Here is a 21528-nt window from a genome sequence, read left to right as displayed (position 1 = left end):
ATCGCCGTCAGCCCGACGGCCGCACCACCCCATGCTCATAGGCGTACACCACCGCATGCACGCGGTCGCGCAGCGCGAGCTTCATGAGCACCTTCGAGACGTGGGTCTTCACGGTGGCCTCACCGACCCAGATGCGCTGCGCGATCTCGGCGTTCGAGAGCCCCTCGGCGAGCAGGACGAGCACCTCGCGCTCGCGGTCGGTGAGGGTGGCGAGAGCGGCATGCCCCGTTGGTCGAGGAGGATGCGAAGCATCCGTCTCGAATCCGACCCGCACGGACGTCGAGGTTTCGAGACGGCGCTGTCGCGCCTCCTCAACCAGCGGTGCCTGCGAGCGCGACGCGACCGCCTCGATGACCCGGCGCGTGACGTCGGGCGAGAGCAGCGCGTCGCCCCGGGCGACGACCTGCACGGCCTCGATCAACTGCTCGGGGCTCGAGTTCTTCAGCAGGAACCCGCTCGCCCCGGCTTCGAGTGCGGCGAACAGGTAGTCCTCGCGGTTGAACGTCGTCAGCACGAGCACGGCGGCGGCGGATGTCGCATCCGCGGTGATGCGGCGCGTGGCCTCGAGTCCGTCCATGCCGGGCATCTGCACGTCCATGCACACGACGTCGGGGGAGAGCCTCGCGACGGCGGAGATCGCGGCGGAACCGTCGGCGGCCTCACCGACGACTTCGATGCCGTCCTCCGAGTCGAGGATCGTGCGGAACCCGGCGCGCACGAGGCTCTGGTCGTCGACCACGAGTACGCGAATACTCATCCGAGCACCTCCTCGACGCGCCGCAGCGGGAATCGCGCGCGCACGAGGTACCCGCCGCGAGCGCGCGGCCCGAGCTCGATGGTGCCGCCGGCCGCGGCCACGCGCTCGCGCATTCCGAGCTGCCCGAGACCCGTGTCCGGGACATCCGTCGCTTCTCGTGCGACCGCGCCTGCGATCGCGCGCGTCACGGTGCCCGTGTTCGTCACCTCGATCTCGAGCGTCTCGTCGGTCCATCGCACGCGCACGTCAGCGGTGGCCGCCGCGCCTGCGTGCTTGCGCACGTTGGTGAGCGCCTCTTGCACGATACGGAACGCGCTGAGCCCGACGACCGGCGACACCGGGAGCGGCTCGCCCACGATCGCGAGGGTCGTCGGCAGCCCGCTCACGATCGATTCGGCGACGAGTTCGTCGATGCGGTCGATGCCGCGGGTCGACGTGCTCGTGATCGCGGGCTCGTCGATCTCAGCGATCGCCGCGAGCGCCGGCGTGACCGCGACCGCGACTTCGCCCGTGTCTGCCGTGCCGCGCAGCGTGCCGAGCAACCGGTGCAATTCATCGACGGCGTCGCGCGCGCTCGTCTCGATCGCCGAGAGCGACGCCGTCGCCGCATCGGGATCCTTCGCGAGCACCCGTCGCGCCGCACCCGCCTGCACGCCGATCACCGACACGTGGTGGGCGACCACGTCGTGCAGTTCGCGGGCGATGCGCAGCCGCTCGATCGCGACCGCCTGCACGCGCGTGCGCTCGCGCTCGGCGGCGAGCTCGGCGGTGCGCTGCTCGAGCTCGGCCCGTGAGCGCGCCGAGCGGTAGGCGTTGTCGCCGAAGTACCATGCGCCGCCGAAGTACAGCACGTTCGTGAGCAGGTTGATGAGCCCGTACGCGATGTACGGCGAGAGCCCGCCGTCGCCATCACGCGGCAGGTCGGGCAGGTAGTCCTGCACGGCCGAGTAGAAGATGAGCGCCCAGAACAGCCAGGCGAACATGCCGGCGACGATCACGCCGCGCACGATCGTCGCGCGCCGCCGGCTGCGACCCCAGGCGCCGACGGTGTAGATCGCGATGAACAGGCAGATGTTGCTGATGAGCGCCTCGCCGGCCATCGTGACCGAGCCGACGACGAAGGCGACGGATGCCACGAGCGCAACGATCTCGGGCTGCAGGCGCCGCGCGGCGAGGGGAAGCGACATGGCAGGGACCCAGATGACCGAGGCCCACCACGGCGTGTCTTCACCCCAGCCCGTGATGCGGTACAGCACGACGCTCGCCGCGAGTCCGACGAGCAGCACGAGGGCGAGCACGATGTCGTTGCGCAGCCCGCTTCGACCCGGGCGAGGGCGTACCCACTCGACGCCGTCGATCACGGGCGGTGCCGGAGTTGCGGTCATCCCTCAACGCTAGCGAGCGGGTCGGGGAGGGTCATCCGTCGTGCGGCGGAGAAAGCGGCCGTGCACGACTCCTGGCGGCGATCCGACCGTGACGTCAGGCTCGCGCAGGTTCTAGGCTCTGCCCTATGAAGCTCGCCGTGCTCTGGCGCCGCGTCCGCAGCGTGTTCCGGCGCGAGACGCTCGGCAAGGACGCCCTGGCCGGCACCATCCTCGGCGTCGAGAGCGTTCCCGACGGGCTCGCCATCGGGCTGCTCGCGGGGGTCAATCCCGTCGCGGGCCTCTACGCCTTCCTGTTCGGGCTGGCGGGCGGCGCGCTCGCCACGAGCAGTTCGTTCATGGCGGTGCAGGCGACCGGGGCGATGGCGCTCATCGTCTCGGACACGGACCTCGGCACCCGGCCCGACCCCGATCGTGCACTGTTCACGCTCGCGATGCTCACGGGCGTGTTCATGATCATCGCGGGACTGCTCAAGGGTGGTCGGATGCTGCGGTTCGTGCCCACCGCCGTGATGGTGGGCTTCGTGACCGCGGTCGGGGTCAACATCGTGCTCGGACAGCTGACGAACCTGACCGGATACGCAGGCCGGGGCGCGAACCGCCTCTTCAGGGCCATCGACACGTTCGCGCACTTCTGGCTGTTCGACCTGCCGACCCTGATCGTCGGGCTCGTGACGATCGTGCTCATCGTCGTGCTCACGCGAACGCCGCTGCGCTCGCTCGGCCTGGTGGTCGCCATCGTCGCGGGTTCGGCGCTCGCCGCGCTCTTCACCTTCGTCTTCGATCAGCCCGTGCTGACCGTCGGCGACGTCGCGGACGTGCCGACAGGGCTCCCCCTCCCGGTGCTCCCGAGCCTCGACGACCTGGCTTACGTGGCGGTGCCGGCGCTCTCGCTCGCGTTCGTCGGCCTCGTGCAGGGTGCTGCCGTCGCCGCCGGCGTGCCGAATGCCGACGGCAAGCCGGCCGACGACTCGCGCAACTTCATCGGCCAGGGGGTCGGCAGCATCGTCTCGGGGGTGTTCCGGGGCATGCCGGTCGGCGGCTCGATGTCGGCGTCGGCGCTCGCCGTCGCGGCAGGCGCGCGCACTCGCCTCGCGCTGTTCATCGCGGCCGGGGTGATGGCGCTGGTCATCCTCCTGGCGTCGGGCGTCGTCTCGCTCGTCGCGATGCCCGCGCTCGCCGGACTGCTCATCGTCGTCGGGGTGAAGGCGATCAAGCCCGCCCGCATCTTCTCGGTCGTGAAGACCGGCCCGCTGCAGGCCGCCGTCATGGTGGTCACCTTCGTGCTCACGCTCATCATCCCGCTGCAGTTCGCGGTGCTCGTGGGCGTGGGCCTCGGCATCATCCTGTTCGTCGCGCAGCAGTCGAACCGGCTCCGCGTGCGCCAGCTCGAGATCCACTCCGGAGGTCGGATCCGCGAGATCGACCCGGTGCCGCTCCTGCCGCCGCACGAGGTCGTGGTGCTGCAGCCCTACGGCAACATGGCGTACGCGAGTGCTCCGGTGCTCGAGGCGCAGTTGCCGAAGGTGGTGCCGACCTCGCAGGGCACGGTCGTGATCCTCCGCCTGCGCGGCATCGACGAGCTCGGCCTGTCGTTCGTCGCGGTGTTCGACCGCTACCTCAACGATCTCGAGCAGAACGGTTCCACGCTGTGGTTCGTGATCGCCGGCGAGCGCATCCGAGGGCAGCTCGAGGCGGGCGGCCTGCTCGACCGGCTCGGACCCGATCGCGTCTACGAGAGCTCCGAGTGGGTCGGCGAAGCCGTGCATCGCGCGCACGCCGATGCCGAGGAATGGGTCGGTCAGCGGCGGTGAGCGCTGCCCGGCGAAAGGGCCCCTTGCGATTGGGAAGATATCTTCCTATTCTTTCCAGATGGCACGCAGACGTGAAGGTCGACTGCTCGACCTCGAGATGCACATCCTCGGCGCCGGCATGCAGCTGCAGGGCGAAGACGGCGACTTCTACGGGTTCGCGCTCGCGAAGCGCATCGCCGAGCACCGTGACGCCGGCACCCTCACCGCGCACGGCACGCTCTACAAGGCGCTCGCGCGGCTCACCGACTCCGGCCTGCTCGAGCCCACGTGGGAAGACGCCGCGATCGCCGAGGCCGAGGGCCGACCGCGACGACGGCTGTACCGGGTGACCGGTGCCGGCGAACTCGCCCACCGCGCCGAGCTCGGCGCGCGTGCCGCGGCCGTCGCGCCGCAGCCGAAGGCGGCCTTCGCATGAGCGACGAGCTGATCGCGCAGACCATCGTGCCGCGCACGACGGCCGACCGCATCGATGCCGCCGTGCTCGGGTGGTGCCGCTGGTACACCCGCGACCTCCCCGAGCCGGTCGCCACCGCCCGGGTCGCCGAGCTCGCCTCCGACCTCTCCGAGCAACGCGCCGACGGCGCCGAGTCCGGCGACCGTGCCGGCGCGCACTCGGTTTCGCGCAGCATCGTCGGCCGAGCCGTTCGCGGGATCCCGGCCGATCTCACCTGGCGGCATGCGCGCCTGCGGCGCTCACCGCGCCGCGTGGCACCTTCCCGCTCGCGCTTCCCGCGCTCGCGCATCTGGCGACCGCCCTGCTCATCGCGTGGGGCGTGCTCATCGTGGTGCGCACCTCCGCGAGCATGGCATCGGGCGATTGGGCGGGCGCCTGGGATCTCGTGGCGGCCGGAGTCGTCGGCCTCGCGATGGCACTCCTCGGGGCCGTGCTCACGGCGATCCCCCGACTGCGCTGGCTCGGCGCACTCTGGCTCGCTGCCGCGAGCTACGTGCTCATCCGGTTCGGCATGTACACGCTCATCGCCTCGAGCGTCACCCTCGGTGAGTTCTACATCTCGTCGCTCTCCCAGGCGATCCTCGTGAATCGCAGCCTCGCCGCTGCGGGTGTGCTGTTCTTCGTTGCGATGGCCGCGTGGTGGCTGCCCGCGGCGAGATCGCTCTGGGGGTCGAAAGGTCGGCGATCGGATGCCGCCACCGAACCCGTCACGGAAGGAGCCGCCGCGTGAACCTGCAACGCATCGCTGCGATCGTCGCGATCTCGGGTGCCGCCCTCGGCGGAGCATCCGTCATCGCACTCGGGGTGGCCGCATACGCGGCCGGCCAGCCCGAGCCCGTGCCCGCCGCGTCGGCCGAACCCGCGACCTCGGCCGGCGTCGAGCCGGCTCCGACCGAGCCCCCCACGCCGCCGACCGGCGTGCCGCAACCCGAGGTGGCCGATGCGAGTGACGAGCGCAGCCCCGGCGCCGGCGCGATGGCAGCCGACTACAACCCGTACCTCGAACCCGGCGACCCCGAATACGTCAGCCTCGAGGAACGGGCCGAGTACCTCGGTCAGGACGCCGTCGTTCGCCAGTGCATGAACGACGCCGGTTTCGAGTACCTGCCGAACCTCTGGTGGATCAACGAGGGCCCGCAGCCCAGCGGGCTCGACTTCGAGAGCTCCGTGCTCTGGACGCAGGCGCTCTACGGACCAGACATCTACAACCCGGGCGGCGGATGCGCCGACGCCGGCGTCGCCGCGGCCGACGCCGCCCGCGCGGCGGGCACACCCCTCACCGCTCCCGTGCCACCCGACGACCCGTCGAAGCCGACGCCGCGGCAGCAGTCGCTCGTGTTCGAGGACGCCGTTCGCGAGTGCATGGCCGATGCCGGCTTCGAGGTGCGCTACTTCGAATGGTGGAACCCCGAGCATCAGCCGGGGGACCCCAGAGTCGACGCTCGAATGCCCGAGAACCTCGGCGCCGATGAGCAGGCCGCGTGGACGGCGGCGATGTGGGGCGACGCCGGTTCGGCTGCGGCCTACCGATGGGAGGACGCCGGCTGCTCGGGGTACGCGACGCATGTCACCGGGAACGACAACATGCATTGAGCAGCGATGGACCCTCAGCCTTCGTCGCGGGCGCCGGCCTTGCGCTTCAGGAAGATGAGCGGCAGCAACCATGCGCCGAGCGCCGTGACGAGCCAGACGATGAGGGTCGCCAGCACCCACGTGACGACGCCGCCGGTGATCTGGATGCCGCTCGGGAACAGGCTGGCGATGAGCAGCGCGACGAAGGTCGAGACGAGGCCGATGCCGCCGATGATCGCGGGCGCGTACCGGTGCGCCATCTTGAAGATGAACGGCGACAGCACGCTCTGCGCGATGGCGAACACGAGCGTCGCGACGAGGAATCCGCCCCACTCGATGTTGAAGTCGGGCAGGATCCATGACGCGACGAGCAGGCCGAGGGCCGCGGTGACCAGGAAGATCGCCGCGCGGATCAGGAAGCGCACCATGGGTCGAGGCTAGCCCTTCCGCTGTCGGGGGTAGTGGAATACGGGGCCGTGTCTGCCCGACGCGCGAGGGTCGATCGTGTCGGCGGTCGGCGGTCGGCGGTCGGCGGTCGGGTGCCTCGGCCGGGTGCCTCGGCCGGGTGAGCAGACGGCGGTGCGGGATCCGCTCCCGCACCGCCCTGCCGCTCATCGGCGTTCGATCAGGGCGCGATGCCCATGGCGAACACGTGCATCGCCGCATTACCGGGCAGCACGACGAACTCGACCGTCTTGCCCGCCTCGAGCGGCACCGAGTGCGCGAACAGCCGGTACTGGTAAGCGGCATCGCCGTAGCCGTTCGGGCGGTTGCGGCCGTCGGTCGACACGACGAGCTGTGCACCGTGCGCGTCGGCCGCCTGGAACGACCAGTTCGGGAACCCAACGCTGCCTGTGCCGGCCGTTCCATCGCTGTAGTACACCGTCACGGTGCCCGTCGCCGCGGTGCCCGAGCCCGAACCGAGGAGCACGAGACGCTCGCCCTCACCCTGCACGCGAACCGCCTGACCTGCGGTGGCGACATTGTCGGGAGTTCCCGGTTCGACCGACGGCATGTGCAGCGTCGCGCCGAGCACGTCGAGCTCCGCGCCCTTGCCGGCACCTGCTGCGGCGAGCTTCTCGGCCGAGAAGGTGTTGCCCTCACCATCGAAGTCACCCGCCGTCGGCGCGGACTCGCTCGTGATCCCCTTGCTGTTGAAGGCGGCGGCCAAGTTCTCGAGCGGAGCCGCCGTGGGCATTGCCCGCGTCGCGGCCGCGCTCCCCGCGCCGTCGCCGCCCTTGTAGGTCGCCTCGGCGGTGAAGACGCGCAGCGCGAAGCCCGACCGCTTTTCTGGGATGCGCACCTGGAACGTCGCCGTCTCGCTCGTGCCCGGCTTGATGTTCCCGAGGTCGTTCTCGACGACGGCGACCTGCCAGCCGACGGGACCCTCGAAGGTCACCGAGACCGACCGCATCGCGGAATCCGATTCGTTGACCACCGTGACGTCGACCTCGGCGATGGCGGGCCCGTCGAGGCTGATCTCGCTGACATCGAGGGTGACCTCCGGGGCCGGGGCCGGGGCCGGGGCCGGGGCCGGAGTCTCGGTGACGACCTGAGGGCCGGTGACGACCGGTTCGCCGGGGGTCGCCCCGAATGCCGCCTGCGCCGACAGGGTGAGTGCCGATGCGAGGACGAGCCCGGCGATGGCGCCGCGACGAATGAGTTTCGTGTTCATGGTTTCCTTCCTGCGCTGCTCAGGCGACGGCGGGCATCGTGCTGCGGACGGAGTCGAGGCCGAGGCGGAGCTTCTTCCACTCGCCACGGGTGAAGTCGGGCACCTCGACCGGGCGCCCGTTCTTCTCGAGCGACATCACGCTGAGCGGCACCGGCGCGCACCAGGCCGCAGAGTCGTAGACGTCGATGTCGGGTACCTGGCCGGTTCGCATCTGCTGGACGATGCGCCACTGCAGGATGTAGTCCATTCCGCCGTGGCCACCCCCCGCTGCCGGCCCCTCGAGGTCCTTCCAGAGCCAGTGGTCGAACTCGGCGCGCAACGCGCTGGCGCCTCGCCAGGTGTCGCCGCTGTGGCGCGGCTCCGAGTAGATCCGCGCCCCCGTCCCGTCGCCGCCGACATAGTCCTCGAAGATGCCGCGACTGCCCTCGATCGTGTTGATCCGGCTGTAGGGACGAGGCTGGCTCACGTTGTGTTCCGCGCGGACCACCCGCCCCTTCGCGGTGCTGAGCATGCAGGTGACGAGGTCGCCGTTGATGTACTCCTCGTTCCACGAGCGATGATCGCGCGGGATGAAACGCTCGCGATAGTCGGCGAGCCCCTTCGCCGCGGTCGCCGTCGCCGAGAGGGTCGTGAACCGGTCGCCGCGGTTGATGTCCATCGCCGCCGCGATCGGGGCGAGCCCGTGCATCGCGTAGAAGCTCGCGGTGCTTCGGGTGTGCCAGAGCCGGCGCCAGTCGTCGGTGTAGTAGCCGTCGTTGAAGAGCAGGGCGCGCAGGTCGTGCAGGTATCCGCCGTGGCCGCTCGTGACGTCGCCGAAGACGCCGTCGTGGGCCATCTTGAGCATCGCGAGCTCGTTGCGTCCGTAGGAGCAGTTCTCCATCAGGAACAGGTGCTTGCGCGTCTGTTCACTCGTGTCGACGAGGTCCCAGAGCTCGTCGAGCTCGGTCGCGATCGGTAGCTCGACGCCGACGTGGGCGCCGGCGAGCAGCGCCGCCTTGCCCTGCGCGTGGTGAAACTCCCACGGCGTGGCGATGTAGACGAGGTCGAGTTCTTCGGTGTCGAGCATCTTCTGGAACGACTCGTCGGATCCGCTGTACTCGCGCGGCCGCGACATACCGGCGTTCGCGACGCGGTCGGCGGCACGCGTCGCCCGATCGGCTCGGACGTCGCAGACCGCGACGACCTGTGCGCCGGGCACACCGACCCAGCTGCCGAGCATTCCCATGCCGCGGTTGCCCATGCCGATCAAGCCGATCTTCACGACGTCGACCGGTTGGAACGGCTCGTTCGCCATCGATGTCGAGCCGCTCTTCCGCATCGGCGCGGCTGCGGTCGCCGCCCCCGATGTCATGGTGGTCGCGAGTGCGACCCCGGCCAGTGCACCTCCGATGAGGTTACGGCGGGTGAATCCGGATGCCGCGGACTGGAGGTCGCTCGTCGAGCCGACCTTCTCGCGCGGACTGGTGAACAGACGCGTCATTGCACTCCCTTGAGATCGGTGCGGGTATTGCTGAGCACACTGACGCAAGTGAGCGATCACTGTCAATAGTTGATTGTAAATTGCGTATTTCAATCATGAATGCGCAGAATTCCGGATGCTCCGTGCCGACGTCGAGGGTAAGCGGAACTCGCTGCACCCGCGCGGTCGGATAACGGCGTTCCCCTTTCCGGTGTCGGTGCGCAGGAGGAAGATGGGGGTCGTGTCTGATCGGGGAGCTCGGGTGTGAGCGATGCGGCGACGGTGAACCACGCAGCACGGCGGGTGCAGGGCGTGTACTTCACGCTGCTCATCGGCAACACGCTCGCGGCCTCGCTGATCTGGGGTGTCAACACGCTGTTCCTGCTCGACGCGGGCCTGACGAACCTCGAGGCGTTCGCGGCCAACGCGTTCTTCTCGGTCGGCATGGTCATCTTCGAGGTGCCCACCGGTGTCGTCGCCGACACGCTCGGGCGACGCATGTCGTACCTGCTCGGCACGGTCACGCTCGCGGTGACGACGGCGCTCTACTACCTGCTGTGGGTCATGCACTCGCCGTTCTGGGCTTGGGCGGTCGTGTCGGTGCTGCTCGGCCTGGGGTTCACATTCTTCTCGGGTGCGGTCGAGGCGTGGCTTGTCGACGCGCTCACCGCAACCGGATACACGGGCAGCCTCGAGCGGGTGTTCGGCCGCGGCACAGCGGTGTCGGGGGCGGCCATGTTCGTCGGGTCGCTCGCCGGCGGCGCCGTCGCGCAGCTCACCGACCTGGGGGTGCCGTTCGTGCTGCGGGCGGTGATCCTCGTGCTCATGTTCATCGTCGCGGCGTTCGTGATGCGCGACCTGGGCTTCACGCCGGCGGGCCGGGCGCATCCCTGGCAGGCCACCAAGCGGGTGATGCGCGAGTCGGTGAAATACGGGGTGCGGCGACCCGCGGTGCGCTTCGTGATGTTCGCGTCGTTCTTCACGACCGGCGTCGGGTTCTACGTCTTCTACGCGCTGCAGCCCTATCTCGTCGAACTGTGGGGCGACCCGAACGCCTATACGATCGCGGGGCTTGCGGCGGCGATCCTGTCCGGTTCGCAGGTCATCGGCGGCTGGATGGCGCCGTGGGTGCGCAGCCGGTTCCGTCGTCGCACGACGACGATCATCCTCAGCGTCGTCGTGAGCAGCCTGATGCTCGTCGCGCTGGGGGTGAACCGCAACTTCTGGGTCGCGTTCGCGTTGCTGATCATCTGGGGGCTCGTCGACGCGGCCTCGGGGCCGGTGCAGCGCGCCTACCTCAACGACATGATCCCGTCGGCACAGCGCGCCACGGTGCTGTCGTTCGACTCCCTGCTCGGCAGCACCGGCGGCGCCCTGATCCAGCCCGTGCTCGGCCGCTCGGCCGATATCTGGGGGTACCCGGGCTCGTTGATCCTGAGTGGCGGCATCCAGATCCTCGCGGCCCCGTTCCTGTGGCTGAGCCGGCGGCAGCAACCCGCAGCCGATGTCGCGACCGACCTCCACCCGTCCGGTGAGCCGCCGGCCGACATCCCGCTTTCCGGCGAGGGCGATCGCGGTTAGCATGTCCGGATAAGCCGGTTACGCGATGACACCGATATGGGGGGTGTGACATGCGCAAGAAGGTGCTGGTGCTGAGTGCAGGGGTCGCACTCGCCCTGATCGCGGCGGTCTTCGCCGGCGCGGCCGCCGCCACGACCGGTGCGCCCGTCTTCTACGACGCCCGGTTGCCGCAGCCTGCGCCGAACTCCGCAGGTGAGTTCGGGGTGAGCCAGGGCGAGGCCCCCGCATCGCCGCCTGACGGCGCGACCGGCGGTGACCGTGTCGCCGAGCCGATCGACCCACCCGAGTCGGCCGCGCCACCGGTCGGGCCGGCGCCCGCCCCGGCGCCGCAGCCCACCGAGCCAGCGACCCCGCCGTCGACTCCGCCGCCCGCGGGCGACGCGCCGACCCCCACGCCCATTCCCGACGATCCGGCCGACGGCCACGCAGCGCCCGGCGGCCCCGACTCGGTCGAGCGGAACCCCGATGGCAGTACGCCGCCGCCTCCGCCCGAGCAGCGCAGGCAGTGGCTCGCGTTCCAGCAGATCGTTCGCGACTGCATGGTCGCCGCCGGGCACGAGTACCTCTATTGGGAGTGGTGGAACCCGAAGTCGGCGCAGTCGAACCGGTTCCCGCCGATGCCGGCCGACCTGACCGCCGACGAATACGCCGCGTGGGAGTTCGCGCTCTACGGCGATTCCGGGCTCGGCGCCGACTACGACTGGGAGAAGGCGGGCTGCTGGGGCTACGCGGTGCACCTCACCGGCGGTACGAACTGACACGGTCGGGCACGTGCCGTCGTGTTGCGCTCCGAGATCGCGGCGCCGAGCGGCTTCGGCGACGATCTACGGCGGCTCGATGCCGCTCTCAAGCACGGATCGCAGGGGCCCGTTCGCCGCGCGGCGGTCAGGGGCGCAGTTCGATGACGGAACCGTTCAGCTCCGCGGCATCCGCATTCCAGAGATCGACGACGGATGTCCCGAGCCGGTCTTCGAGGCCGGCGAGCGAGCGCACGCGGAAGATGACGGCGGCCCCGCCTCCTGGTTCGAGGGGCTGCAGCGCCCCCACCGGATCGACCGGTCGCGGTGCGAAGCCCTTGGCGAGCGAGCGCATCCACGATTCGCTCGCCGCCTTCACCGCCGTGTAGTTGGCGTTGCCCGGCGTCGGTGACTCGACGGTGATGGAGGATACGATCGCGATGCGGCCGGCGGTCGAGGTGATCATGTCCTGCCAGAACGCCCGGCTCACGTACCGCAATGCCGTGAACGACCGCTCGAGCACGCGGTAGTCCTCCTCGGTCTGGTCCATGATGCCGCCGCCGCCGCGCCAGCCGCCCACGAGGTGGATGACGCCGTCGACGTCTCCGACGCGCGCGCGCACTCGCATCGAGAGTTCGAGCACGTCATCACCGTCGGTGAGGTCGGCGTGTTCGCCGACGATACCGGGCAGCTCGGCTTCGAGTTCGCGGATTCGGCCCTCGTCGCTGCCGACGGCGACCACCCGCGCCCCCGCGCCGAGCAGGGCGCGGGCGACTGCCCGGCCGGACGCGCTCGTCGCTCCCGCGATGAGCGCGGTCCGGCCGGACAGGTCAACGTGCTCAGGCATCGGCTGCCGTGATGCCGACGGTCGACTCGATGACGGGCTTCATCTTCTTGTCGAGGGCCTCGAAGAACATCGACAGCGGGAACTCGTCGTCCATCACGAGGTCGGTGTAGCCCTTGGGCGGGCCGGCGAGCACGTCGCGCGGCAGGCCCTCGGCCCACATCGACGCCGGGTTCGGCGTCAGCACGCTGCGCACGAGTTCGTACGCGGCGAGCCAGTGCGCCGTCTTGGGCCGGTCGATCGACTTCCAGTACAGCTCGTCGATCGCGTCGCCGAGTTCGACGACCGCGTCGGGCACCGCCGCCCAGTCGAAGCTGAGCGACACGTCGGTCCACTCGAGCACGTGCTTCTGGTGCAGCCACGCGAACAGCAGCTGGCCGCCGAGCCCGTCGTAGTTGCGCACTCGCGAGCCCGTGATGGCGAACCGGAAGATGCGGTCGAAGATCACCGCGTACTGCACGAGCTTGCCGGTCGAGCGCATCTGCTCTTCGACTTCGGTGAGTTCCTCGCCTGCGGCGACGCGCGCGTTCAGGCCGCGCTCGATCTTGACCGACTCGCGGAATGCGGTGAGGTCGCACCGCAGCTCCTCGAGCGAGTACAGGAAGAACGGCATGCGCTGCTTGATCATGAACGGGTCGAACGGCAGGTCGCCGCGCATGTGGGTGCGATCGTGGATGATGTCCCACATCACGAACGTGCGCTCGGCGAGCTCTTGGTCGTCGAGCAGCGCCGCCGCGTCGTCGGGCAGGTCGAGCTTGGTGATCTCGGATGCCGCCCGCACGACTCTGCGGTAGCGCGCCGCCTCGCGGTCCTGGAAGATCGCGCCCCACGTGAACGTCGGGATCTCGCGCATCGCGACCGTTTCGGGGAACAGCACCGCCGAGTTCGTGTCGTACCCGGGGGTGAAGTCCACGAGCCGCAGCGAGACGAACAGCTTGTTCGAGTAGTCGCCCGACTCGAGCGCGCCGATGAACTCGGGCCAGATCGTCTCGACCACGAGGGCCTCGACGTGCCGGTCGGTCGAGCCGTTCTGCGTGTACATCGGGAACACGACCAGATGGCGGATGCCGTCGACGCGGTGCCGCTGCGGCTGGAACTCGACAAGCGAGTCGAGGAAGTCGGGCACGCCGAGCCCCTCGCCCTGCCACTTGCGGAAGTCGGCCTGGAGCGCCTCGAGGTACGCCGCCTCGTGCGGGAACCGCGGTGCGAGCGCGGCGACCGACGCGACGATGGTGTCGACGAGCGCGGACGCCTTCGCCTTCGCATCGGGCACAGCGTCGCCCTCGTCGGGAACCGAGCCGTCCTTCACCTGCAGCGACTGCAGCGTCGTGGCCGCCTGCTTGAGCGCGAGCCATGCAGGGTCGGTCTCGACACCTGCCGCGAGCCCGATCTGGCCGGCGGTGACCTCGTCTTCGAGGACCTCGGGTTCGCCGACGACGGCGTCGATGGTGGTGTTCGACATGTGAACCTCCGTTCCTCGTGAGGGGATCTGTGTTGGTTGGTCGCGGCGCGATTCGCCGCACACCTCAAGGCTACGAGCGATCCCTGTGCGATTGCTTGCGGTGCCACGCGGGAATCCTGCGTGGGCGCAAGATTCCGCGCCGCAGATCGCCATGCCCGCGGATGACCGGACGCTCCATGCGGCGCCGTTTCGCTCAGCGCTGGCACGGATGGGTGTCCATGCCACCACCAGTACGGGGGTGGTGGCTTTCCCTACCCCGATCCCGGGGGGAGTCCCGATGACGCACGATTCCTGCGCCCATAACTTGAGACTTGTTCAGTTCTCAACACCCCCAACAAGAACAGGAGAGAGCCATGAACACCAAGAAGACCGGCGCAGTTGCACTCAGCGCCGTGGCACTCATCGTGCTGGTCAGCGGTTGCGCCGGGTCGCGGGTCGATGCAGGTTCCGGGCAGTCGAGCATCACCTCGCTGCAGAACCAGGCCGACACCCAGCGCCAGGAGATGGCCGAGCTTCGCGCTCGTCTGCACTCCGTGCCGCTCGACGCCGGCAAGCTCGCCGCCAACGAGGCGATCCGCAGCGACAAGCAGGCGTCGGTGCAGAGCAGCGTCAGCGCCGCGGCCGCGGCCGCAGCCGCAGCCGAGGCCATCCGCCTCGACAAGCAGCAGAGCGTGACCCCCAACGTGTCTGCCGCCGAAGCACAGGGCGACCGTCTCGCCAAGCAGGCCGAAGCGTACCGCGCGCAGGTCGAAGAGGACGCACTGAAGCGCGTCGCCGACGAAGAGCGCCGTGCCCAGCACCCCGAACAGCAGTGGTGACCCCACTGCAAGCCCCCACCACGAGAAGCGGGATCGAGCCGATGGCCCGGTCCCGCTTCTCGTCTGCCGTCGCTGCCCCCGTCGGTGGGCGTCGCTAGAGTGCGGCATGTGGCAGTCGCATCCGAATCGCCCGAACCGACGGCCGTCGCGCTCGCCGCGGCGATCGACGCTGAGGGCGATGCCGACGACGCCGCGTTCCTGCAGCGCTTCTTCAAGACCGGCCCCGGCCAGTACGGCGAGGGCGATGTGTTCGTCGGTGTGCGTGTGCCCGCAACGCGTGCGATCGTTCGTCGATTCGATCGGATGCCCCTCGCCGAGGCATCCGCCCTGCTCGACAGCCCCGTGCACGAGCATCGACTGGCCGCACTGCTCGTCATGGTGCGCCGGTTCCGGGTTGCGAGCGCTTCGCGCACCCATGACGAGGCGGCGCGGGAGGCCCTGCACCTGGCATATCTCGACGCGGTGCGGCGGGGCCGCGTGAACAACTGGGATCTCGTCGACGCCTCGGCCGACTCGCTCGTCGGTGAGTTCCTGCGTGAGTCGGGGCGCTGCGACGATGCGCTCCTCGACGAGCTCGCGGCATCCGATTCGCTCTGGGAGCGGCGCGTGGCCGTGCTCGCGACGTTCGCCTTCACCCGGGCCGGCGACGGCGCGCCCATTCTCCGGCTCGCGCCCCGCATGCTCGACGACCGCGAAGACCTCATCCACAAGGCCGTCGGCTGGATGCTCCGCGAGCTCGGCAAACGCGTTGCGCGGGGCGTACTCATCGAATTCCTCGACGAGTACGCCCCGCGCATGCCCCGCACGATGTTGAGCTATGCGACCGAGCACCTCACGCCTGAAGCGCGCGCGGCGTATCGCGCGATGCGGTGACGCTCAGCGCACCGCGGCGAGTTCGGCTTCGGTTGTCGCGCGCTCGGGGCGGTCGGCAGCCTCGGCGTGCTCGGTCCGCTCGGGCTGCTCGGGCTGATCTTCCTGCTCGGAGTGCCCCGACCCGCGGCCGACCGGCAGCAGCAGCGCGACCAGTGCCGACGCGATGAGCACCGCCGCGCCGACGATCACTGCGGGCTGGGCGCCGATCGAGTAGTCGACGGGCGTGAGCGCACCGCCGGCTCCCATGAACACCGCGGTCGACACGGCGATGCCGAGCGCGACACCGACCTCGCGCAGCATCGAGTTCGTGCCGCTCGCCTTGGCGTGGTCGTTCGACGCCATGCCCGCCAGCACCGCCGTCGCCGACGGCGCGAACACCAGCCCCATGCCGATGCCGGCGAGGAGGAACGGCGCCACGTAGTTCGCGTACGAGAGGTCGGCGTCGAGCAGGCCGCTCAGCCAGAACAGGGCGCCGCCGAGTACCGCGAGGCCGGTGACGATGAGGGCGCGAGTACCGACCCGCGGGGCGACGAGCCCGGCGAGGGGCGCCACGACCATGGGCGCGAGCGTCCACGGCGAGGTCTGCAGCGCGGCCTCGAGGGGGGTCGCGCCCTGCACGACCTGCAGGAACTGGATGAGGATGAAGATCGAGCCGAACGCGCCGAAGCTGAAGCCGAACCCTGCGAGGTTCGCCACGGTGAAGCTACGGTTGCGGAAGAGCCGCAGGGGCAGCAGCGGCGCGCCGGCGCGTGCCTCCCAGGCGATGAACGCGGCGAGCAGGATGCCCCCGGCGACCAGGCTGCCCATGACCTCGAGGCTGTCCCATCCGGCGTCGTTGCCGCGCACGATGCCGTAGACGAGCGCGAGCAGTCCGACGCCCGAGAGCACGAGTCCGACGATGTCGGCGCGCAGGCGGGCGCCGAAGCTGTTGGGCAGCGCGATGAGCGCGAGTGCGACCGAGATGACGCCGACGGGCACGTTGATCCAGAAGATCGCCTGCCACGCCCAGCCCTCGAGCACGGCGCCGCCGATGAGCGGGCCGGTGGCGACGCCGAGGCCCGTGACGCCGCCCCAGATGCCGATGGCGAGCGCACGGCGTGCGAGCGGCACCGCGCCCACGAGCAGTGTGAGCGACAGCGGCATGATCGCCGCGGCGCCGAAGCCCTGCAGCGCGCGGGCGGCGATGAGCTGCCCGGAGTCGGTCGAGAGCGCCGCGAACGCCGAGCTCAGTGTGAAGACGACGATGCCGATGACGAAGAGCGTTCGACGACCGTAGCGATCGCCGAGTGCGACCGCCATGAGGATCGTGCTCGCGAACGCGAGCGTGTAGGCGTTCATGAACCACTGCAGCTCTTCGACGGATGCCCCGAACTCGGCGTGCAGCACCGGCAGGGCGTTCGTCATCACGAGGTTGTCGAGGGTGGCCATGAAGGTCGGGACGGCGGTGGCGACGAGCACGAGCCAGAGGGCGGTCGGTCGCCGCGTGGACGACGGTCGAGCGGGTGTCGCCGGCGAAGCATCGAGGACGGTGGACATGGTTGCTCCTGAGTTGTAATCGGATGATTACTTGCAGAGTAGTAATCGACTGATAACATGTCAAGCATGACGATCGAAGAAGTCTCCACGGCCCCTCGCATGCGGGCCGCCGATCGCCGCGAGCTGATCCTCGAGGCCGCCACCGCGGTGTTCGGCGCCAAGACCTACGTGGGCACGACCACCGACGAGGTCGCCCGCGCCGCGGGGGTGAGCCAGCCCTACGTCGTGCGGCTCTTCGGCACGAAAGAGAAGCTCTTCATCTCCGTGATCGAGCGCGCCTACGGCCGGCTGCTCGACGAGTTCCGGCGCGCGCTGCCGGGTGACGCCGAGGGCCGCTCCGAGCGCATGGGCACCGCCTACACCGGCCTGCTCGTCGAGCGCGGCATGCTCTCGGTGATCGCGAACTCGACCGCCCTCGGCGGCGAACCCGAGATCGGCCGGGTCGCGCGCGCGGGCTTCAGCGAGATCTGGCGGTTCGTGCGCGAGGACGCCGGCTTCTCAGCCGAAGAGACGCGAGCCTTCATGGCCCAGGGCATGCTCATCAACACGATCGTCGGCCTTCGACTCACGGGCGACTACGGCACCGAGACGGCGGCCACCGAGGTGCTCGACACGTGCTTCGTCGACTCGGTCGAGAAGGCACGCAACCTGATGCCCGAGGCCGGCGAGCCCTGGTGATCCCGATTCTCGGCCCGCTGATTCCGTCGGCCGGCTGATTCCCTCGAGTCGGTCGAGTCGGTCGAGTCGGTCGAGTCATGAGGGATCGTCGCCTAGGGTGGGCGGCATGGGGCGCGGTCGGCGTAGCCGGTGGCGGACGGGGATCGGACTCGTCGCCCTGCTCGCGCTCGCCGGGTGCGGCATCGTTCCACCGGGAGTCGACGACTCGACAGGCCGCACGCCTGCACCGACCTCGACGTCCGACCAGCCCACCGTGCCGCCGACCCCCGGCGCGTCGGGCTCGGCTGACGGGTCGACGACGTCGGCGCCATCGCAGCCGCGTGCCGACCTCGGCTACCGCCTTCCGCGGCTGGGCCCCGGCGATGCCCCGGGGCTCGTGGCACGCCTCGCCGCGATGGCGACGCCCGATTTCGCGGCCGTGGTGCGCTGGGCGACCCCGGCGGGCGTCACCGCGTTCGGCGACGCGCTCGACGCGCGGTTCGCCGAACTCGCGCGCGACGCGGCCTCCGCGCACGGCGTGCCCTGGATGCCCGGCGTCGACATCGCCCCGGGTGGCGTGGGATCGGCGTGCGCGCGGCATCCGCTCACCGCGCCGACCGGCGTGAGCCTCACCGTCGACTGCCAGATCGTCGCCGCGGCCGGCTCGGTCGTCGGGCAGCGGATCATCGTGCTGCGGCGCGACGGGCGAACCGCCGCGCCGCTCGAGCGCACCGTCTGGTACGCGGATGTCGCGACCGGCGAGATCGGCGATGGCTCGGCCCTATACCTCCCGGGCGTCGAGCACCGCGTGCTCAGGCTGCTCGCCGAGGGACTGCGCGAAGGCGGGTCCACGTCCGCGGCATCCGTCGCGGTCGCGGCACTCGCACCCGATGCGGTCCGGACGCTGCTCGCCGACACCGTGGTCACGGCCGACGACTTCGTCGTGCAGGTGCCGCTCGTGCCGAGCGCCGACGGACGCGGTCGGCAGCTGGTGTCGGTGCTGGTGCCGGTGCGGCTGCTCGTGCCGTTCCTGAGCCCGTTCGGTGCGGCCGTGCACGGCGTCGTCGCCGGGGGTGCGCCGTTCCGCGTCGCCGACGCGCCGGCCGCGGCCGACCCGATCGACTGCACGCTCGTCGCGTGCGCGTCGATCACGTTCGACGACGGCCCGACCTCGCTCACCGACGGCCTCATCGATCTGCTGCACGAGTGGCGCGCGCCGGCGACGTTCTTCCTGCAGGGGGTGAATGTCGAGAAGCGACCCGAGGTCGCGAAGCGACTCATGGACGAGGGGCACGAGCTCGGCAACCACACCTGGAACCACCCTGCCCTCACCAAGCTGCCCGACCCCGAGGTGCGCGCTCAAGTCAAGCGCACGCAGGCCGCGATCGCGGCCGCCACCGGTATCACCGCCCGGTCGCTGCGCCCGCCCTACGGCGACGTCGACAAGCGGGTTCGAGGGGTGGTCGGCCTGCCGATCGTGGTGTGGGACGTCGACACGCTCGACTGGACCGAGCCCGGCAGCGAGGTGGTCGCCGAGCGCGCGGTGGGGGAATCGTCGCGCGGCAGCATCGTGCTCATGCACGACACGCATTCCGCGACCGTCGCCGCCGTCCCCGATGTCGTCGACGGGCTGCGCGACCGCGGCTTCACGCTCGCAACCGTCGCCGAGCAGTTCGGCGGATCGCTGCCGCCGGCCGGGCAGACCGTGTCGCGCGGGCCACGGTGAGCGGCGCGAGCCATGATGAAGGCATGACCGACTCTCCGGCACCGAAACGCGACCGCACGCTCATCGTGATCCTCGCCGTCATCGGCGCGCTGGTGGCGATCGCGCTCATCGTCGTCTTCACGCGCGGCGAGCCGGCACAGCTCGACGAATCCACGCCGGAGGGCGTGGTGCAGCGCTACACCGCGGCCGTGATCGCCGGCGATGAGGAGGCCGCACGAGGGTATCTCGTACCGGAACTCGCCGACTCGTGCGAGCGCATCGAACCCGGACCGGTGCAGGACATGCGGGTCACGCTCGAGTCGACGACCGAGCGAGAGGACTCCGCCGACGTGCGGGTGCTCATCGCCTTCTCGTACGACGGCGGACTGTTCGGTTCGTCGGGATACGAGGAGCAGGGCACGTTCGACCTCGTCGCCGACGGGGGCGGGTGGCTCATCGAGTCGACACCGTGGCCGCTCACCATCTGCGCCGAGGCGGCGGTGAAGTGATGACCGCACCAGTGGCGGCTCCGCCGGCGGCAGGTTCGGCGCAGGGCACCGTGCGCCGCCTCATCGTCTACACGATCCTCTTCGCGCTCGTCACGATCGCCGCGATCGGCGTCGCGGGACTGCTCGAGCGGCTGTTCGAGCCCGGTGACCCGGTCGCGGGCGGCGGGGTCACCGACCTGGCGCTCTCGCTCGCGTTCGCGCTCATCGGCGGACCGCTCGCCGCGCTGCTCTGGTGGGTGGTGTGGCGCCGGCTGCGTGAGGATTCCGAACGGGCGTCGCTCGCATGGGGCCTGTACCTGGCCGCCATGTACACGGTGTCGCTCATCGCGGCCGCGTCGGCGCTGCTCGGCGCAGCGACGGGGGGCGTGAACGGGCGCTGGGAGCCCGCCGCCGCCGCGACCGGCGTCGCCTGGACCATGGTCTGGATCTGGCATCGGTGGATGTGGCACCACCCACTCAAGAGTCCGGTGCGGCTGGCCACCGTGCCCGCGGTCGCCGGTTCCGTCTACGGTCTCGTCATCGGGGTCGGCGGTGCCGTGAACGCACTCGGATCGCTGTTCGACGCCGCCATCCGCGGGGCCTCCGCGCAGGCGATCGCGGGAACCCCATGGTGGCAGGGCATGCTCGAGGGGCTCATCTGGGCGGTGGCCGGCGGGGCGATCTGGTGGTGGCACTGGTACCGCGACGGCGCGAAGCGCCTGACCACGGGCCTCGCTGCGGTCGCGCTCATCGTCGTCGGCGTGATGGGGGCGGGCATCCTGATGCTCGGCGGACTCGCGTTCGCACTCGACGTGGGGCTGCGGCTTGCCTTCGATCCCTCCGATCCCGCCGCCGAGATCCTCCGGCCGCTGGGAATGGCCTTGGCCGCGTTCCTCGTCGGAGCCGTCGTCTGGCTGCACCACCGTCGCATCGCGGCGGCGCGCTCCGTCGGCACGCGCCGTGCGAGCGCGCTGGGCATGTCTGCGGTCGGCCTCGCCGCGGCCGCGTCGGGCATCGGCGTCGTGCTGAACGCGACACTCGCGGCCGCCGTCAGCCCGCTCGCGGCATCCGATACGCGTGCGCTGCTCCTCGGCGGCGTCAGCGCGCTCGTCGTCGGCGGGCCGGCGTGGTGGCTGAGCTGGAAGCCCACGCGCCGAGTGGACCCGGCCGAGGTCGCGACCCCGGCTCGTCGCGTCTACCTCGTGGCCGTGTTCGGCGTCAGTGCCGTGGTCGCGCTCATCGCCCTGCTCGTGGTCGGCTTCCGGCTGTTCGAGTTCGGGCTCGACGCGGCCAGCGGTGCAAGCCTCGTCGACCGCGTGCGGGCACCGCTCGGCCTGCTCGTGGCGACCGCGCTCGTGTTCGGCTACCACTTCACCGTCTGGCGTCGCGACCGGGCGGTCATCGCAGCCGAGGGGCTGAGCGTCGAGCGGCGCATCGGCCGGGTCATCCTCGTGTCCGCCGGCGAGACCGCGGCGATCGAACAGGCGATCCGTGCGGCCACGCACGCCGCCGTCACCGTCTGGAAGCGCGCTGAGCCCGGCGTCAGACCGCCGGGCTCCGAGACCGCGGGCGGTGGGGATGCCGCGGCCGAAGCCCCGGCGAACCCCGACGCCGCAGCAGTTGCTGGTGCACTCGAGGGCGTCGCGGGGAAGCGCGTCCTCGTGCTCGCGGGGCCGGGCGCGCGCATCGAGGTGCTGCCGCTCGTCGAGTGACC

20 protein-coding genes are annotated in these 21528 nt (G+C 70.5%); 12 read left to right on the top strand and 8 right to left on the bottom strand.

From position 1 onward, the window contains the following. Positions 1-7: 7 nt before the first annotated feature. Together LSF15_RS05490 and LSF15_RS05485 are read right to left on the bottom strand one after the other, a co-directional pair. Positions 8-757 (bottom strand): response regulator, encoded by a 750-nt coding sequence (locus tag LSF15_RS05490; protein ID WP_232497525.1) that lies wholly within the window; start codon positions 755-757, stop codon positions 8-10. Next, complete coding sequence (locus LSF15_RS05485; RefSeq protein WP_232497524.1) at positions 754-2142, bottom strand: sensor histidine kinase; 1389 nt, start codon at positions 2140-2142, stop codon at positions 754-756. The genes LSF15_RS05490 and LSF15_RS05485 overlap by 4 nt, the downstream gene beginning before the upstream one ends. 125 nt (positions 2143-2267) lie before the next feature. Here LSF15_RS05485 and LSF15_RS05480 point away from each other — a divergent pair, with 125 nt between their 5' ends. The 4 genes from LSF15_RS05480 (at position 2268) to LSF15_RS05465 (ending at position 6000) form a co-directional block, all read left to right on the top strand. After that, on the top strand, positions 2268-3953 hold the full coding sequence (locus LSF15_RS05480; protein ID WP_232497523.1) for a SulP family inorganic anion transporter: 1686 nt from the start codon (positions 2268-2270) through the stop codon (positions 3951-3953). A gap of 58 nt (positions 3954-4011) precedes the next feature. Then, complete coding sequence (locus tag LSF15_RS05475) at positions 4012-4368, top strand: PadR family transcriptional regulator (RefSeq protein ID WP_232497522.1); 357 nt, start codon at positions 4012-4014, stop codon at positions 4366-4368. Between the two features lie 367 nt (positions 4369-4735). Further along, a complete protein-coding gene (locus LSF15_RS05470) occupies positions 4736-5137 on the top strand; it encodes a hypothetical protein (RefSeq protein WP_232497521.1) in 402 nt (133 codons plus the stop codon). Next, positions 5134-6000 carry a hypothetical protein gene (locus LSF15_RS05465; protein WP_232497520.1) on the top strand — a complete coding sequence of 289 codons (867 nt, stop codon included), beginning with the start codon at positions 5134-5136 and terminating at the stop codon, positions 5998-6000. Before LSF15_RS05470 ends, LSF15_RS05465 begins: the two co-directional genes overlap by 4 nt. 14 nt (positions 6001-6014) lie before the next feature. On the opposite strand, the gene LSF15_RS05460 is transcribed toward LSF15_RS05465, so the two are convergent. From LSF15_RS05460 to LSF15_RS05450, 3 genes are all read right to left on the bottom strand, one after another. Further along, a complete protein-coding gene (locus LSF15_RS05460) occupies positions 6015-6407 on the bottom strand; it encodes a phage holin family protein (protein WP_232497519.1) in 393 nt (130 codons plus the stop codon). 197 nt (positions 6408-6604) lie between these two features. After that, positions 6605-7654: a beta-sandwich domain-containing protein gene (locus LSF15_RS05455; RefSeq protein ID WP_232497518.1), complete on the bottom strand. Its 1050-nt coding sequence runs from the start codon at positions 7652-7654 to the stop codon at positions 6605-6607. A 19-nt stretch (positions 7655-7673) separates the two neighbouring features. Further along, entirely contained in the window at positions 7674-9134 is a 1461-nt protein-coding gene (locus tag LSF15_RS05450) for a Gfo/Idh/MocA family protein (RefSeq protein ID WP_232497517.1), read from the bottom strand. 243 nt (positions 9135-9377) lie between these two features. On the opposite strand from LSF15_RS05450, the gene LSF15_RS05445 reads away from it, so the two are divergent. Both LSF15_RS05445 and LSF15_RS05440 read left to right on the top strand, forming a co-directional pair. Continuing rightward, positions 9378-10694 carry an MFS transporter gene (locus LSF15_RS05445; RefSeq protein ID WP_372459923.1) on the top strand — a complete coding sequence of 439 codons (1317 nt, stop codon included), beginning with the start codon at positions 9378-9380 and terminating at the stop codon, positions 10692-10694. A gap of 50 nt (positions 10695-10744) precedes the next feature. Next, positions 10745-11452, top strand: a complete 708-nt coding sequence (locus LSF15_RS05440) for a hypothetical protein (protein WP_232497516.1) — start codon at positions 10745-10747, stop codon at positions 11450-11452. Positions 11453-11579: 127 nt separating this feature from the next. On the opposite strand, the gene LSF15_RS05435 is transcribed toward LSF15_RS05440, so the two are convergent. Then, a complete protein-coding gene (locus LSF15_RS05435; protein ID WP_232497515.1) occupies positions 11580-12278 on the bottom strand; it encodes an SDR family NAD(P)-dependent oxidoreductase in 699 nt (232 codons plus the stop codon). Further along, positions 12271-13737, bottom strand: coding sequence for a DUF6421 family protein (locus tag LSF15_RS05430; RefSeq protein ID WP_232497514.1), 1467 nt, complete (start codon positions 13735-13737; stop codon positions 12271-12273). The genes LSF15_RS05435 and LSF15_RS05430 overlap by 8 nt, the downstream gene beginning before the upstream one ends. 353 nt (positions 13738-14090) lie before the next feature. Between LSF15_RS05430 and LSF15_RS05425 the strand changes: the two genes are divergently transcribed. Both LSF15_RS05425 and LSF15_RS05420 read left to right on the top strand, forming a co-directional pair. Beyond that, a complete protein-coding gene (locus LSF15_RS05425; protein WP_232497513.1) occupies positions 14091-14555 on the top strand; it encodes a hypothetical protein in 465 nt (154 codons plus the stop codon). Positions 14556-14663: 108 nt separating this feature from the next. Then, positions 14664-15428, top strand: coding sequence for a DNA alkylation repair protein (locus tag LSF15_RS05420; RefSeq protein WP_232497512.1), 765 nt, complete (start codon positions 14664-14666; stop codon positions 15426-15428). A gap of 3 nt (positions 15429-15431) precedes the next feature. On the opposite strand, the gene LSF15_RS05415 is transcribed toward LSF15_RS05420, so the two are convergent. Beyond that, positions 15432-16964 (bottom strand): DHA2 family efflux MFS transporter permease subunit, encoded by a 1533-nt coding sequence (locus tag LSF15_RS05415; RefSeq protein ID WP_232497511.1) that lies wholly within the window; start codon positions 16962-16964, stop codon positions 15432-15434. Positions 16965-17030: 66 nt separating this feature from the next. Between LSF15_RS05415 and LSF15_RS05410 the strand changes: the two genes are divergently transcribed. The 4 genes from LSF15_RS05410 to LSF15_RS05395 all read left to right on the top strand — a co-directional run bounded on the left by LSF15_RS05410 (position 17031) and on the right by LSF15_RS05395 (position 21526). Then, positions 17031-17642, top strand: a complete 612-nt coding sequence (locus LSF15_RS05410; protein ID WP_232497510.1) for a TetR/AcrR family transcriptional regulator — start codon at positions 17031-17033, stop codon at positions 17640-17642. A 106-nt stretch (positions 17643-17748) separates the two neighbouring features. Continuing rightward, positions 17749-19347 carry a polysaccharide deacetylase family protein gene (locus tag LSF15_RS05405; protein WP_232497509.1) on the top strand — a complete coding sequence of 533 codons (1599 nt, stop codon included), beginning with the start codon at positions 17749-17751 and terminating at the stop codon, positions 19345-19347. Positions 19348-19370: 23 nt separating this feature from the next. Then, the gene (locus tag LSF15_RS05400; RefSeq protein WP_232497508.1) at positions 19371-19835 is read left to right on the top strand and encodes an LpqB family beta-propeller domain-containing protein; all 465 of its coding nucleotides are present in this window, start codon (positions 19371-19373) and stop codon (positions 19833-19835) included. Then, positions 19835-21526 carry a DUF5671 domain-containing protein gene (locus LSF15_RS05395; RefSeq protein WP_232497507.1) on the top strand — a complete coding sequence of 564 codons (1692 nt, stop codon included), beginning with the start codon at positions 19835-19837 and terminating at the stop codon, positions 21524-21526. Before LSF15_RS05400 ends, LSF15_RS05395 begins: the two co-directional genes overlap by 1 nt. Positions 21527-21528: the final 2 nt, after the last annotated feature.

The organism is Agromyces humatus (genome assembly GCF_021228295.1).
Taxonomy (GTDB): domain Bacteria; phylum Actinomycetota; class Actinomycetes; order Actinomycetales; family Microbacteriaceae; genus Agromyces; species Agromyces humatus.
Note: the sequence above shows the minus strand (reverse complement) of the source record. Positions and strands in the feature narration are given on the sequence as shown.